This window comes from Candidatus Thiodiazotropha endolucinida, from assembly GCF_001715975.1.
Lineage (GTDB): Bacteria > Pseudomonadota > Gammaproteobacteria > Chromatiales > Chromatiaceae > Thiodiazotropha > Thiodiazotropha endolucinida.
In genome coordinates this window covers 43126-57996 of the sequence record NZ_MARB01000010.1, presented here as the reverse complement: position 1 = coordinate 57996, position 14871 = coordinate 43126, and the positions used below count along the sequence as shown (strand labels likewise).

16 protein-coding genes are annotated in these 14871 nt (G+C 56.9%); 10 read left to right on the top strand and 6 right to left on the bottom strand.

Going from position 1 to position 14871, the window contains the following annotated elements; translation table 11 throughout:
- Position 1: 1 nt before the first annotated feature.
- Genes CODIS_RS10005 through rsxA form a run of 6 tightly spaced genes read right to left on the bottom strand, consistent with a single transcriptional unit; the run spans position 2 to position 5069 of the window.
- Complete coding sequence (locus CODIS_RS10005; RefSeq protein ID WP_069124675.1) at positions 2-694, bottom strand: electron transport complex subunit E; 693 nt, start codon at positions 692-694, stop codon at positions 2-4.
- Positions 684-1358 carry an electron transport complex subunit RsxG gene (gene rsxG, locus CODIS_RS10000; RefSeq protein ID WP_069124674.1) on the bottom strand — a complete coding sequence of 225 codons (675 nt, stop codon included), beginning with the start codon at positions 1356-1358 and terminating at the stop codon, positions 684-686. Before rsxG ends, CODIS_RS10005 begins: the two co-directional genes overlap by 11 nt.
- Positions 1358-2443 (bottom strand): RnfABCDGE type electron transport complex subunit D, encoded by a 1086-nt coding sequence (locus tag CODIS_RS09995; protein WP_069124673.1) that lies wholly within the window; start codon positions 2441-2443, stop codon positions 1358-1360. Before CODIS_RS09995 ends, rsxG begins: the two co-directional genes overlap by 1 nt.
- Positions 2440-3945, bottom strand: coding sequence for an electron transport complex subunit RsxC (gene rsxC / locus CODIS_RS09990; protein WP_069124672.1), 1506 nt, complete (start codon positions 3943-3945; stop codon positions 2440-2442). The genes CODIS_RS09995 and rsxC overlap by 4 nt, the downstream gene beginning before the upstream one ends.
- A 1-nt stretch (position 3946) precedes the next feature.
- Positions 3947-4477, bottom strand: coding sequence for an electron transport complex subunit RsxB (gene rsxB / locus CODIS_RS09985; RefSeq protein WP_069124671.1), 531 nt, complete (start codon positions 4475-4477; stop codon positions 3947-3949).
- Positions 4478-4490: 13 nt separating this feature from the next.
- Positions 4491-5069, bottom strand: coding sequence for an electron transport complex subunit RsxA (gene rsxA / locus CODIS_RS09980; protein ID WP_069124764.1), 579 nt, complete (start codon positions 5067-5069; stop codon positions 4491-4493).
- A 376-nt stretch (positions 5070-5445) separates the two neighbouring features.
- Between rsxA and nifL the strand changes: the two genes are divergently transcribed.
- The 10 genes from nifL (at position 5446) to draG (ending at position 14851) form a co-directional block, all read left to right on the top strand.
- Positions 5446-7077 (top strand): nitrogen fixation negative regulator NifL, encoded by a 1632-nt coding sequence (gene nifL, locus CODIS_RS09975; RefSeq protein ID WP_069124670.1) that lies wholly within the window; start codon positions 5446-5448, stop codon positions 7075-7077.
- 4 nt (positions 7078-7081) lie between these two features.
- Positions 7082-8641, top strand: coding sequence for a nif-specific transcriptional activator NifA (nifA, locus tag CODIS_RS09970; protein WP_069124669.1), 1560 nt, complete (start codon positions 7082-7084; stop codon positions 8639-8641).
- A 231-nt stretch (positions 8642-8872) separates the two neighbouring features.
- Positions 8873-10372, top strand: a complete 1500-nt coding sequence (gene nifB / locus CODIS_RS09960; RefSeq protein ID WP_305782104.1) for a nitrogenase cofactor biosynthesis protein NifB — start codon at positions 8873-8875, stop codon at positions 10370-10372.
- Between the two features lie 10 nt (positions 10373-10382).
- Positions 10383-10661, top strand: coding sequence for a 4Fe-4S dicluster domain-containing protein (locus CODIS_RS09955; protein ID WP_069124666.1), 279 nt, complete (start codon positions 10383-10385; stop codon positions 10659-10661).
- A 226-nt stretch (positions 10662-10887) separates the two neighbouring features.
- Positions 10888-11310 carry an ArsC/Spx/MgsR family protein gene (locus CODIS_RS09950; RefSeq protein ID WP_069124665.1) on the top strand — a complete coding sequence of 141 codons (423 nt, stop codon included), beginning with the start codon at positions 10888-10890 and terminating at the stop codon, positions 11308-11310.
- Positions 11307-12590 (top strand): FprA family A-type flavoprotein, encoded by a 1284-nt coding sequence (locus CODIS_RS09945; protein ID WP_069124664.1) that lies wholly within the window; start codon positions 11307-11309, stop codon positions 12588-12590. The genes CODIS_RS09950 and CODIS_RS09945 overlap by 4 nt, the downstream gene beginning before the upstream one ends.
- Before the next feature lie 92 nt (positions 12591-12682).
- Positions 12683-12967, top strand: a complete 285-nt coding sequence (locus CODIS_RS09940) for a 2Fe-2S iron-sulfur cluster-binding protein (protein WP_069124663.1) — start codon at positions 12683-12685, stop codon at positions 12965-12967.
- A gap of 17 nt (positions 12968-12984) precedes the next feature.
- Positions 12985-13341: a 2Fe-2S iron-sulfur cluster-binding protein gene (locus CODIS_RS09935; RefSeq protein WP_069124662.1), complete on the top strand. Its 357-nt coding sequence runs from the start codon at positions 12985-12987 to the stop codon at positions 13339-13341.
- Positions 13341-13916, top strand: a complete 576-nt coding sequence (locus tag CODIS_RS09930; RefSeq protein WP_069124661.1) for a nitrogen fixation protein NifQ — start codon at positions 13341-13343, stop codon at positions 13914-13916. Before CODIS_RS09935 ends, CODIS_RS09930 begins: the two co-directional genes overlap by 1 nt.
- A 56-nt stretch (positions 13917-13972) precedes the next feature.
- The gene (gene draG / locus CODIS_RS09925) at positions 13973-14851 is read left to right on the top strand and encodes an ADP-ribosyl-[dinitrogen reductase] hydrolase (RefSeq protein WP_305782103.1); all 879 of its coding nucleotides are present in this window, start codon (positions 13973-13975) and stop codon (positions 14849-14851) included.
- The last annotated feature ends 20 nt before the right edge of the window (positions 14852-14871 follow it).

Genomic DNA, 14871 nt, shown 5'->3' with positions numbered 1-14871 from the left:
TCTAGGTGGGTGCGGCAGTAGCCGAATCTTCCGGTGTTGTTACACGCTTCTGACGATTGCTTAAAATCTTATCCACAAGTCGCTTTCCGGCCAGCAAAAATCCAAGCACAACAAAGCCGCCAGGAGGCAGGATGATCAGCAGGAATCCCTTGTAGTCCGGGATCAGCGTCAACTCCATGAATGAAGCCCAGTGACCGAGCAGCAGGGCGGCATTGGCAAACAGGGTACCGCTGCCGAGTACCTCTCTCGCCGCGCCCAGCACCACCAGCACCATGGTGAAGCCGGCGCCCATCATCAAACCGTCAAACAGGGAAGGGAGTATGTTGTTGCGCGATGCGAAGGATTCGGCCCGGCCCAGGATGGCGCAGTTGGTGACTATCAGGGGGATGAACAACCCCAGCACCTTGTGTAGATCGTGCATCCAGGCATTCATGAACATATCCACCAGGGTGACCAGGACGGCGATGATCAATACGAAGACCGGGATACGCACCTGGGGGGTGATGACGCCCCTGAACAGGGAGATCAGAAGACCGGATGCGATCATCACCAACGTGGACGCCAGGCCCATTCCCAGGCCATTGCTCGCGGTGCCCGTGACCGCGAGCAAGGGACAGAGCCCAAGTGCCTGGGCAAAGACAATATTGTTATTCCAGATGCCGTCTTTGGCGATACGACCATAATCACTGCTCATGGCTGTTCACTCCGCTGTGGGTGACGGTGCTTGTGTTGATCACGGGTGGTTGCCGTAGTGCTGTGTAGTTCTCCTGGTAAAAAACCAGCCCGTCTTCAATCGCCTTTAGAACGGCACGGGGTGTGATGGTCGCACCGCTGAAGGCGTCGAATTGACCGCCGTCTTTTTTCACTTTCCACTTTTCCCGTGGGGGATTGCCGAGGGAGAGTCCGTTGAACGCCAGAATCCAGTTGTCTTTCTCCAGCTCGATCTTGTCACCCAGTCCCGGGGTTTCGGTATGTGAGAGCACGCGAACGCCCAGTACTTTTCCCTGGGCATCCAGTCCTATGATCAGGCGAATCTCTCCGGCATAGCCCTGTTCGCTGATTTCGTAGGCCATGGATGTCACCTGGTTGCCGCGGGTGCCCCGGTAGACGGACAGCGGCTTACCATCGGGGCGTTCCAGCGTCAGGGGGTTCTCCAGCAGGTTGTTATCGTAGTTGCCTGACGGTACGACTGCGCTAAGCGACGCGAGCATGTCATCTCTCTGGCGTTCGGCAATGACATCCTTGGTGGCTATGTTGCCGGCGACCAGTAGTGCCGTGGCCAGGGTGGAGAATCCGCCCAGCAGCATCGCCTGGTAGCCGATGCGCTTGCGGTACTGGGGTTCAACTGGTGTACCCATCAGGATTCGCCTCCCTTTTGCACATAACTTAAAGGCTCGCCTTTGCTGTCACGTCCGTAGATCCGGGGTTTGAAATAGTGATCGATCAACGGCGTGCAGGCGTTCATCAGCAACACGGCAAAGGCAACGCCCTCCGGGTAGCCGGCGAAAGTTCGGATGACATAGACCAGCAAGCCGCAGCCGGCGCCAAAGATCAGCTGGCCACGGATCGAGGTCGGTGAGGTGACCAGGTCGGTGGCGATGAAAAAAGCGCCGAGAATGGCTGCACCCGACATCAGGTGAGTCAGCGGGCCTAGATAGGCGTCAGGGTCGATCAGGTGAAAAAAACCTGCACAGAGGGCGAGGGTGCCGAGCATGGCGAGGGGGATATGCCAGGTGATGACACGCTTGTAGAGCAGGAACAGGCCGCCAAGCAGGAGCAGTAGCGCCGATGTTTCGCCCATGCTGCCCGCTGCCGTACCGGCCGTAAGTTGCCAGAGTGTGTCAGTGCCGCCGGCGGCTTCCATAATGCTGAGACCCCTGCTCAGCTCTGTTTTGTAATGCCCCAGCGCCGTTGCGCTACTGATGGCATCCAGATGATTGGAGTTGCCGAAAGTGATGCCGAGACTTTCCAGGAATCCCGGTGCCTGGGTGGAAAACAGCGGAACAGGTGGATTGAACAGAGTCATCTCCAGGGGGAAAGAGATCAGCAATGCGACCCGTGCCACCATGGCCGGGTTGAACAGGTTCTGCCCGATGCCACCAAAAATCTGTTTGCCCACGACAATGGCGAGCAGCGCCCCCACCACGCCGATCCACCAGGGTGCCCAGGGTGGCAGGGTCATGGCCAGCAGCCAGCCGGTGAGCAGGGCGGAGCCATCGAGTAGAAAAGGTCGTGCAGGGCGTCCTGAGATCCGCAGGGAGATCGCCTCTACGACGATTGCTGCGATCAGGGTCGTGATAAAAAGGAAAATGGCCGGCCAGCCAAACAGGTAGAGATTGAACAACGTAGCAGGTAGCAGCGCCAGCATCACCAGCCCCATGGTGCGGCTGATGCTCGACCTGGCGTGGCTATAGGGTCCCGAAATCAGTGGTGCTTCGTTCATACCTGAGCCTCTGCCGCAGCGCTTGCTTCAGCCTCTCGTTTTTTCTTGGCTTCCATCTCCTTCTTGCGCTTCATCATCGCTTCGCGTTTCGCCTTCTTGATGGCTTCCATGCGTTGGCTGCGGGCCTCGGCAAGCCGTTTGGTCTCGCCCTGTTTGTGCTGCATGCGTTGTCGCGATGCCAGTTCGCCCTTCGCATAGTTGAAGTACTGCACCAGGGGAATGTGGGAGGGGCAGATATAGGCGCAGGAACCGCAGGCAATGCAGTCGAGCAGGCCGAGATTCACTGAGTTGTCGAGACTACCCGCGCGAATATTGGCTGCCATCTCCAAAGGCACCAGGCCGCAAGGGCAGGCCTGTACGCAGCTTGCACAACGAATGCAGGGCATCTCGGGCGCGGCCTGGATCTCGTCCTGTGTGAGTGCCAGAAGCCCGTTGCTTCCCTTGACCACGGGTACGCGGGTGCTGGGCAGGGGTTGCCCCATCATTGGGCCGCCGCTGATCAGTCTGGCCGGTTCCTGCTTGTATCCGCCACAGTGCTCTATGAGATTCTCCAGGGGGGTTCCCAGTGGGACGCGAAGGTTGCGCGGCTGATTGATGGCATTGCCGCTGACGGTCACTACCCGGGAGATCAGGGGGCGGCCATGGCGCAGGGCGTCATGGACGGCCAGAGCGGTCGCCACGTTGTGCACCACGATACCGATGTCAGCGGTGAGTCCCCTCGCCGGTGTCTCTTTTCCAGTGAGCGTCTGGACCAGATGTTTTTCCGATCCCATGGGGTAGCGGGTTGGGAGTCCCACCATGGTGATATTTGGGTGTGTTTGCGTTCCCTCTGCGATAGCTGCCTGGGCTTCGGGTTTGTTGTTCTCAATCGCGAACAGCACCTGTTCCACACCCAGGGCGCTGGCCATCAGCGCCACACCATCGAGTATCTCTGACGGTTGTTCACGCATCAGGCGGTCATCGCAGGTGAGGTAGGGTTCGCATTCGGCGCCATTGATCACCAGTGTGTGAAGCGCATAGCGTTTGCGCAGGTTCAGCTTCACCGCCGAGGGAAAGGTCGCACCGCCCATACCGACGATACCCGCCTCCGCGACACGCTTTGAGATCTCTTCGGGCGAGAGGGTGAACGGGTCTTTGACAGGCGGAGTGCTATCACACCACTCGTCCTTTCCGTCGGGTTTCAAGGTGATGGTTCTAACCGACAGCCCCGAGGCGTGGTGCGCAGGATATCCGCCCACGCCCATGATGCGCCCGGAGGTGGGGGCATGTACCGGCGCGGAGATGGCGCCCTGGCTTCTGGCAAGCAGCTGTCCCTTCTTCACCATCTCGCCGCGCCGTACCATGGGAATAGCTGCTGCGCCTATGTGCTGCTGCAACGGGATATGCAGCAACTCCGGCATGGGCAGGTTTTCAATCGGCTGTTCTGCGCTTAGCAACTTGCGGTCGTCAGGGTGAACGCCGCCGCGAATCTTGAACAGTTTGGTAAATGCAGTGGCACCCATATCAAGCCGCCTTGGAGGGTTCAGGCCAGTACCAGGTCTGCAGCGTCGGTTTGATTACACGCAGTTCGATGCACTCGGTGGGGCAGACATCGACACACTTTTCGCAACCGGTACAGGCATCGGAAAACACGGCGTGTATCTGCTTGGGGCCGCCCAGAATGGCGTCGGTAGGGCAACGTTTGAAACACTTTGTGCACCCGATGCAGAAGTTTTCGTGTACAAAGGCGATCATGGGATGCTTCTCATCCACTTCGGAGAGATCAACACTGACGCCCAGCTTTTCAGCCAGTGACTCCACCAACGCTTTGCCGCCGGGAGGACACAGGGTCACAGGTGCTTCGCCGTTGGCCACCGCTTCTGCTGCAGGGGTACAGCCGGGGTAACCGCACTGACCACACTGGGATCCGGGCAGAAGTTCTTCGATCTCGACAACCAGAGGATTGCCCTCCACAGCCAGGTACCTGGCCGCAACACCCAGCATGGTTCCCATGACGATTCCCAATGTGGTGATGATCAATATTGCAGCGGTCATGCAGCAACCCCCCTTAGTTCGTTGTCAATCCGGCGAAGCCCATAAAGGCAAGTGACATCAGGCCGGCGACGACATAGGCTATAGGTGCGCCCGCAAATGCTGCGGGGACATTGGCCAGGGCCAGCCGCTCACGCAGGCCGGCAAACATCACCAGCACCAGGGTGAAGCCCATGGCGGAGCCAAAGCCGTAGAGCAGGCTTTCAAGAAAGCTGTTCTCCTGCTGCACGTTGAGCAGCGCAACACCGAGTACCGCGCAGTTGGTGGTAATCAGCGGCAGAAAGATGCCAAGCACTTGGTAGAGGGCGGGTGAGGTTTTTCGTACAGCCATCTCGGTAAACTGCACGACCACCGCAATCACCAGGATGAACGTCAGGATGCGCAGGAATCCCAGATCCAGGGGTGTGAGGACGTAGTGCTCCAGCAGCCAGCTTGCGAAGGCGGCCAGGGTCAGCACGAAGGTGGTCGCCAAGCCCATGCCCAGGGCGGAATCGAGTTTGTTCGATACGCCCATCAAGGGACAGAGCCCAAGGAACTTGACCAGTACCACGTTGTTGACCAGCGCCGTGGAGAGAATGATGAGGAAGTATTCCATTTGATCCATCGTCAACGGTTTCGATGGTAATCCCTTCAACAAGAAATATGCCAAACCCCTCCCGGTTTTTATGGTTGGCTATTTATTGCATCGGGTTGGGTGTTATATGGCACTGAAAAGAAAGATGAAATCTTGTTGATCAGCGCATAGCCCAGCGTGGTTGCAGGCTGTGCCAAACGCTTAGTCTGTTCTTGGGAGCGACAGATTTGTCGTTTTTCCTACAGTCATCGACTTCCTGCTTGTCGCATTGCCTACAGAATTTCGTGGTAAGTCGGTGACGCTCCCGCCGTCAGACCGCTTTTGGGCATGGTATGGGATTTGCAGAGGAGAGAGGCATGTTCAATTTTTCCTCTCTTTTTGCAGGTGCGAGTCGGCCATGAGCCAGCGAAATACCACCCTAGCCAATGGCGAGATCATCGATGCCATCAGCCGCTTTTTGGAGTCTCCGCCGGAAGGGACGCCTGATGAGATCATCGAGGCGTTCGATTTGGCGGGTACCCGGGAATTCCTGCCTCCGAAACTCTTCCTGGAGACCGTCGAGCAGGCCCCGGTGGCCATCTCCATCACTGATTCAACTGCCCGTATTCTCTATGTAAATTCAGCATTTGAGCGGTTGTCCGGCTATCTGCGTGACGAAGTGATCGGTCAGAATGAGTCGGTACTTTCCAGTAAATCGACCCCCATCTCCGTCTACCAGGATCTTTGGGAAACCATCAAGGATAAGCGGGTTTGGCACGGTACCCTGGTCAATCACAGAAAGAGCCGTGAGGAGTACCTGGCGGAACTCATCATCTCACCGGTGTTCAGTGCAAATGGCCAGATCGCCTATTACCTCGGTATGCACCGGGATATCACCGAGATGCACCAACTTGAACAGCGCCTCAAGTTTCAGAAGGAGCTGACGGAGGCTGCCCTGGACGCCGTGCCAATGGTGGTTGCCATGGTGGATGCGGAGCGCAAGGTGCTCATGGACAATCATGCCTATAAAGCGCTGCTTGGGGACTTCAGGGGTGTGGAGCCCGCGACACTCTTTCTGGATGCCCTGGAACAACAACTCGGTTTTGACCTGAGCAACGTCTGCCAGGTCGGTAAGGGATTTGGCAATATCGATGTGAGGCTCGACCCGCCAGGGGGGGCTTCGCCCCGCTGGTTCGCCTGTTCCGGTGTGCGTGTGGCAGAACTGGATGAAGCGGCCAACAACTACTTCAAACAGACCGGTGCATCCCGCTGCTGCCTGTTGCTGATCGCCAACGAGGTGACGTCCAGTCGCCGACGTATCAATGAAGCGCGGCTCAACATGATTCGCGCCAACATGGCCGAGCAGCAGATGGTGCAGACCATGCGGGAGGCGATATCCGGTGCAATCTTCAAGCTTCAGGTGCCATTGAATGTAATCAAGGCCGCCATCTCCATGCCGGATGGCGGTAGCGCTAAGAGCAGTCTGCGTGAAGTGCTTCAGCAGGCGTTGGAGAGTGGTAACGAGGCGATGGACAGTCTTCACGGTTCCCTGCCGAGTCCTACCCTGGAGCAGACCTCTACGGTGAATATCAATGAGATCGTTCACGAGGTTATCAAGCTGTCTACAGACAGGCTGCTGGCGACAGGCGTGGTAGTGGATTGGCGACCGACAGCCGTTCTGCCGTCTCTATCCGGCAGGGCCAACTCACTGCGGGGACTGTTCAAATACCTGATCGACAATGCGATCGAAGCGGTAAACGAGGCGGGAAGGCCTTATCGGGAGGTACGTCTGGAGACGCGTGAAGAGAATCATGAGCTGGTTGTTGAGGTGATGGATAACGGGTCGGGGATACAGCAAAGCCAACGCATCAAGGCGTTCGAACCTTTCTTCTGTGGCTGGACCCATGCCGGTGAACATGCAGGGATGGGATTGACCATGGCCCAGGAGGTCGCGATTGGTCACGGCGGATCTGTCGAGATCGATGCCGATTTCCTGGGTGGCTGTCGCGTTACAGTCAGACTCCCCGTGAATGGCACGGAAGGAGGTTGAAGTTATGGCCCTGATTGATGAAAACATAACGGAGACCGAGAGCCGGTACAGTACGATACTGGAGTGTGAACTGGAGAGCCTCTACCTGGTTAGCCAGGTATTGAGCCGTTCGCTCGATTTTCGCGATACCCTGGCGGAGGTGCTCAAGGTTCTCAATGATACATCCGGCATGCGCCACGGCATGATCTGCCTGCTGGATGCGGATAGCGGCGACCTGCTGGTCACTGCACTTCATGAGAATCCGCAGCCATTGAATGCGATCCGCTATAAGCCGGGAGAAGGTGTTGTGGGTGCCATCATGGAGAGCGGCAACCCGCTGGTTGTCGAACGGATCTCAGAGGAAGATAGATTTCTCGACCGCCTTGGTGTCTATGATGCTGACCTGTCGTTTATCGGTGTGCCTATAATGATCGGCGAGATGTCGGCAGGTGTCCTGGCAGCTCAGCCCCTTGTTGGCAGTGGCGCGTTGGATAGACACAAGCGCTTTCTGCAGATGGTGGCCAATCTCATCGGCCAGAGTGTACGACTCGCACGCAAGGTTGAGGATGAACAACTGGCCCTTAAAAGCGAGCGTGACTCACTGCGCCGCAAGGTACGTGGCGAGCACGGCTTTTCCAACATGGTCGGTCATACCTCCAGCATGCGCCTGGTATTCGATCAGGTGAGACAGGTGGCCAAGTGGAATACCACGGTACTTATCCGCGGTGAGTCCGGCACCGGTAAGGAGCTGATCGCCAATGCGATTCACTACAACTCGCCCCGTTCAAACGGTCCGTTCATCAAACTCAACTGTGCAGCACTACCGGATACCTTGTTGGAGTCTGAACTTTTCGGTCATGAGAAAGGAGCGTTTACCGGGGCAGTGAGCCAGCGCAAGGGGCGCTTCGAGCAGGCCCATGGCGGTACCATCTTTCTCGATGAGATTGGGGAGATCTCGCCCGCATTTCAGGCAAAGCTGCTACGGGTATTGCAGGAGGGGGAGTTTGAACGGGTGGGTGGCGTCAAGACCCAGGTGGTCGATGTCCGTGTCGTGGCCGCCACCAACAAGGATCTGGAGTCGGAAGTTCAGGAAGGCAGCTTTCGTGAAGACCTCTACTACCGCCTCAACGTCATGCCGATCAATACGCCGCCGCTCAGGGAGCGCAGCGAAGATATTCCTGACCTGGCACGCTTCCTGGTATCCAAGATTGCCAAGAGCCAGGGGCGCGAGTTGGCGGTGGAGGACTCTGCCCTGGGTCCGCTCATGCGTTACGACTGGCCCGGCAATGTACGCGAACTGGAAAACTGTCTTGAACGTGCGGCTGTGATGAGCAGCGACGGTAAGATCGATAAAAACGCAATCAACCTAACCGGACTACAGGGGAATCCTCCCCCGGCGGTTACACTTTCAACCGCCAATCGAGTTGATATCGATGATCCTGAACTGGACGAACGAGAGCGCGTTATCGCTGCGCTTGAACAGGCCGGGTGGGTGCAGGCCAAGGCGGCACGCCTGTTGGGTATGACTCCCCGTCAGATCGGCTATCGAATCCAGACCCTCAATATCAGAGTCAGGCAGATCTGATTCATTCATTTCCCTGCAGGCGCAGAAAGCGCTGCGCCTGCATTGCTTAAGTCGTACACCTTACACAACCCCTCAATTGTCTTGTCGACTACCTTACATATCGTTCTGTCTGTGATTATTTTGATATATAAAACAATATCATATGTTTCGAAAAATATTAGGCACGCCCTTTGCAATGTAGCCTCCATACCCAGTTATCGACCCCTGGCGGGGCACTGTTTTGGAGATGTGATGATGGAATTGACAGTAATTGGCCAGAATGCGGAAGGGGGGTGCAGTTCATCCGGCTGTGGTAGTAGTGGTGACCAGCTCTCGCACCTGCCGGATCACATCCGCGACAAGGTCAAGGATCACCCATGCTACTCGGAAGATGCCCACCACCACTTTGCCCGCATGCACGTGGCGGTAGCGCCGGCCTGCAATATCCAGTGCCACTACTGCAACCGCAAGTACGACTGCTCCAACGAGTCGCGTCCCGGCGTGGTTTCCGAACTGCTCACGCCTGACCAGGCGGTGAAAAAGGTGATGGCGGTTGCCGCCAATATTCCGCAGATGACGGTACTCGGCATCGCCGGTCCCGGCGATCCGCTGGCTAACCCGGCGCGTACCTTCGAAACCTTCAGGCAGCTCACGGAGAAGGCGCCCGACATCAAACTCTGCGTCTCCACCAACGGTCTTTCACTGCCGGAACAGGTAGATGAACTGTGCAAGCACAATATCGATCACGTCACCATTACCATCAACTGCGTCGACCCCGACATCGGCGCCAAGATCTATCCCTGGATTTTCTGGAACAACCGCCGGATTCACGGTCGCAAAGGCGCCACGATCCTGATCGAGCAGCAGCAGAAGGGTCTGGAGATGCTCACCGAGCGTGGCATCTTGGTCAAGGTTAACTCGGTGATGATTCCCGGTGTCAACGATGAGCACCTGGAGGCGGTGAGCAAGATCGTCAAGGAGAAGGGCGCGTTTCTGCATAACGTAATGCCGCTGATCGCCGAGGAGGAGCACGGCACCTTCTACGGGGTCATGGGACAGCGCGGCCCCACCCATGACGAGTTACAGGAACTGCAGGACAAGTGTGCCGGCGACATGAACATGATGCGCCACTGTCGCCAATGCCGTGCTGATGCCGTCGGCATGCTGGGCGAGGACCGGGGCGACGAGTTCACCATGGACAAGGTCGAGGAGATGCAGATCGACTACGAGGCGGCCATGGAGAAACGTGCGGCGTACCAGGAGGCGGCGTTAGCCACTCTGGAAGCGCAACGCAGTCATACCGGCGAGACCTTCGTCTCGCTCTCCTCCATCAAGACCCTGAAGAGAGAGACGCGACCCGTATTGATGGCAGTGGCGACCTCTGGCGGTGGTGTCATCAACCAGCACTTCGGTCACGCCAGGGAGTTCCTCATTTATGAGGCCTCAATGACCGACATACGCTTCATCGGTCACCGCAAGGTGGATCTCTACTGCAGTGGCGGAGATACCTGCGGCGACGCCGAGACCACGCTGCAAAAGATCATTCGTATCCTCGACGGTTGTGAGGCGGTGCTCTGTTCCAAGATCGGTTACGAGCCGTGGGAGCAGTTGGAGTATGCCGGCATACAGCCCAACGGTGAGCACGCCATGGAACCCATCGAGGATGCGGTGGCTGCGGTCTATGCGGAGATGGTGGAGAAGGGACTGCCGGAGAAGGATGTTGCCAAAACCGGGATACAGGCCAGCGCCTGAGGAGTTTGAAATGGCATACGAAATAATCGAAAGCTGTGTGAACTGTTGGGCCTGCGAACCGCTCTGTCCCAGCAAGGCAATCCACGAAGACCGACCCCACTTCCTGATCGATGCAAAGAAGTGCACCGAGTGCGAGGGTGACTATGCCGATCCCCAGTGCGTGAGCATTTGTCCCATTGAAGGGGCGATTCTCAACCCGTTCGGCGATGCGGCCAACCCGCCGGGCTCGCTGACCGGTATACCGCCGGAACGCATGGCCGAGGTCATGGCCGAGATCCAGGCAAGATAACGGGAGGCGCGACAATGGGCATCGCACTTCGATCACCGCACCGGACGACGGATAAGCCGCGAGCGTTATCAGCTCTGGCTCATCGTTGGTTATGGCGCATGGTCCGTAGCTGCAGTAAACCGGTAACCCCAGACAAACCCGAGGGTGTGCACATATCCGACCGGCTCTGGCATCGGCAATCTGCCCTATACATGTACCTGCAGGAGAGCAGGAGCAAGGCGGAACCATGAGCCTGCTGATCTTCTACGAAAAACCGGGGTGTATCGGTAACCGGCAGCAGAAGACGCTATTGGAGAGCTTCGGCCACCAGCTCGATGTTCGCGACCTGTTGCGTGAGTCGTGGACCAAGGACTCCCTGCGGCCATACTTTTTCAATACGCCGATAGCGGAGTGGTTCAACCTGAGTGCGCCGCAACTGAAGGATGGCTGGTTCAACATCCATGAACTGGATGAGGCGCAGGCGCTCTCCCTGATGCTTACCGAACCTATATTGATACGACGTCCACTGATGCAGCTGGGTGAACTCAAACAGGCGGGCTTCGTTGATGGCCCGGTGTTGGCTGCACTGGATATCCACCTGGATCCGGAAGCGGATTTCCAGTCCTGCCCTATGGAGGGAGCCGACCCCGTGTGTGAGGCATCGGCATGAACAGCCGGATCGACGTATCCGCCCATCGTGATGCCGTGGAGTTTGCCGACGGTGTCTACTGGATCGGTGCGCTCGATCCCACGCTGCGTACGTTCGATATTATTCTCAGTACCGCAAACGGTACCACCTACAACGCCTATCTGGTGAAAGGTAGTGATGGGGTGGCGGTGATCGACACCGTGAAGGAGAACTTCAGCGATGAATTTTTTGCACGGCTGGAGTCCGAAGTCGACTACAGCGAGATCAAAGCGATCGTACTTAATCATCTGGAGCCTGACCATACCGGCGCACTGCCCGAACTGATGCGCCGCGCGCCCCAGGCCAAGCTCTATATTTCCCAACGCGCCACCTCCATGCTCAAGGCGTTGCTGAAACCGACGACGGGAACGTTCGAATACACCACCGTCAATACTGGCGATACGGTAGCGCTGGGCGATCGCACGCTTCGCTTCCTGCATACCCCTTTTCTGCACTGGCCCGATACCCAGTGCACCTACCTGGAAGAGGAGGCGATACTCTTCTCCGGTGATGTGTTCGGCTGTCACTACTGCGACAAACGGCTGTTCAACGATCAGGTCGGCGACTTTCGTTTCTCGTTTGACTACTACTATGCGCACATCATGCGTCCGTTCAAAAAGCATGTCATGGACGCACTCAAATTGATCGAACCGCTCAAGCTGAAACATATCGCACCGACCCATGGGCCGATCCTGCGTGAGCGGCCCCGGCGCTATGTCACCCACTACCGGGAGCTCTCCACCTCGAGCCTCTCCGCGGAGATCGGCAGCAGCGACCAGTCGATGATCATTTTTTATATGAGCTCCTACGGCAACACCGCGCGCATGGCAGAAACGATTGCCGAGGGCGCCAGTGATATCGACGGTGTGAGGGTCTCTCTCTATGACCTGGAAGGCGGGGAGACGGAACCTTTCGTGGACCTCATTGAAGAGGCCGATGCACTGCTGTTCGGCTCCCCCACCATCAATGGTGATGCGGTCAAGCCGGTATGGGACCTGCTCTCGTCCCTGGCGGTGATCAATCTCAAGGGAAAGCTGGGTGCGGCCTTTGGGTCCTATGGCTGGAGCGGCGAGGCGGTGCGAATGATAGAGGACCGCATGCGCGGATTGAAGATGCACATCCCCAAAGAGGGATTGAGAGTCAAGTTGATTCCGACAGAGGAGGAGTTGAAGGCTTGCCGTTCATTTGGTCTGCAGATCGCCGAGGTGTTAACCGGCAAAAGCACCGAAAAGCGCATTATCGAATTTGCAGACCTTGTGTAGGTCCGGATCGGGCAAACAGTAAGTTAGCGAAGCACACAGTACAACCGCCTGGCAACACCAGGCATTCAACATAAACAGCAAGGTGAAAGAGTATGGCTAAGGCAAAAATATCATTTACCGACATCGAACAGACGGTCAACGTCCCGGCGGGCACCCGTGTCATCGAAGTCTCGGAAAAGATCGGTGCAGGCATCATCTATGGATGCCGTGAAGGTGATTGCGGTACCTGCATGATGCACGTGGAAGAGGGTTGGAACAACCTGACCGAACCTTCGGTGCTGGAAGAGAAAGTGCTGAAGGAGAACATGGCGAGCCGCCATGACCGTCTGGCCTGCCAGGCCCAGATTCTCGGCGACTGTAAAGTGAAACCGGCCTGAATGGGGAGGAGAGTTCGATGCCACTGATTACATTTTCAAATCCCGAATACAAGGACAAGACGGTCTACGCCGTAGCAGGCAGCTTTACAGAGACCGTATTGAAGATCGCCAAGACCAACAAAATACCCATCAACTTCGATTGCGGCGACGGCAATTGCGGCAGCTGTGCGATCCAGGTGACCTACCCCGACGACAAGGCACCCATGGGCTACCACCTGGAAGAGAAGGAGAAGCAGGTGCTGCGTGAACTGGGCAAGATCAGCAAGGATGAATTGGAACAGTTGATCGTGGACGACCTGCCCAGCAAATGGCGTCTGGCCTGCCAGTTCATACCCAGGGACGAGGATATCGTCGTCGAGTACGAGGCTGTGTGATGGCAGTTGCAGCCTTCGCAATAGAGAGCTCCCAAGCTGCTTTTACCCGGGTGATGGCCGCGCGTCGGGGTGATCCCCTGGAGGAGACCCTGGCGCGTATTCTGGCCTCCTGGATGGCTGGCGAGGGCGTCATGCCTGAATGGCTGGGTATGGGTGAGCATGCATTCAGGCGTATGGTGCAACACCATTTTCCAAACTTAGATACGAGCGAAATGCTAGGTATCGGTTCCGAATTCGATTCGGAGCGCGGGGCAGAGATGGATGATCTGCGCAAACTGCTTTTGGCATCTCGTACCACCCACAGCCAGTCGGAAACCTGGATGACCGACATCGTCATTGCCGGATGCCTGGGTAGCGATCACCTCTGGCAGGATCTCGGGCTCTGGGAGCGATCGGATTTGACCCGGTTGATGCTCGAAAATTTCCGTCCTCTGGCTATTCGCAATACCCAGGACATGAAGTGGAAGAAATTCCTCTACAAGCAGCTGTGTGAGACCGAAGGCATCTACACTTGTCGCGCACCCAGTTGCGAAGTCTGCGCCGACTATGCAGCCTGTTTCGGGCCTGAAGTCTAATCCATATGTTTGCTCCCGATCTCACAGCACGGCATGTAGCGGGAAAAGATATAACGTTGGAGCAGCGAGCATTTGGGGCCTACCTGGGACTTGCAGTCGGTGATGCTCTGGGTGCCACAACAGAGTTTCTCACTCCCAGGGAGATCAGGGAGAAACACGGTGTTCACGACAGGATTTGCGGAGGCGGCTGGCTGCGCCTGAAACCCGGTCAGGTGACCGACGATACCGAGATGAGCCTGGCGTTGGGTCAGTCGATCATCGAAAGCGGTAAAGTCGAGGCCAAAGCGGTTGCAGAAGCATTCAGTCAATGGATGCGCGGCAAACCGGTGGATATTGGCAACACCGTCAGACGGGGAATCGTCCACTACCGCAACAGCGGAGAAACTTCGGTCCCAGAAAATAAGTTCGATGCAGGGAACGGTGCCTGTATGCGATCATTGCCGGTGGCCATTGCCTATTGGAATGCCGGATGGGATAAACTTTTCGTTGCATCGCGTACCCAGTCCCATATTACTCACCACAATGGCCAGGCCGATGCAGGCACCGAAGCGCTTCTGCAAATGCTGTGCATGGCTTTCAAAAACGCGTCGAAACAGGCGCTGTTCGATATCGCAAATGGCTTGGTGGAAAATCACCGTGTTTACCGCTTTGACCGCAGACAGGTAGAAAATCCGAGCGGATGGATCGTTGAAACCCTGCAGGCGGTATTTCAGTCCTTTTTCAATAATGATGATTTTGAATCGGTTCTTGTCGACGTCGTTAACCGGGGAGGGGATGCCGATACCACCGGTGCCATTGCCGGTATGCTGGCTGGTGCGTTCTACGGTGTCGATGCGATTCCCGGTTACTGGTTAAAGGCTTTGAACAAGGATGTGAAAGCTGCCTGTCACGGTCAGACCCTTGCGCTTCTGAAATTGGCGGACATGTCCGGCTGATTTGGAACCATAAGGGCAGT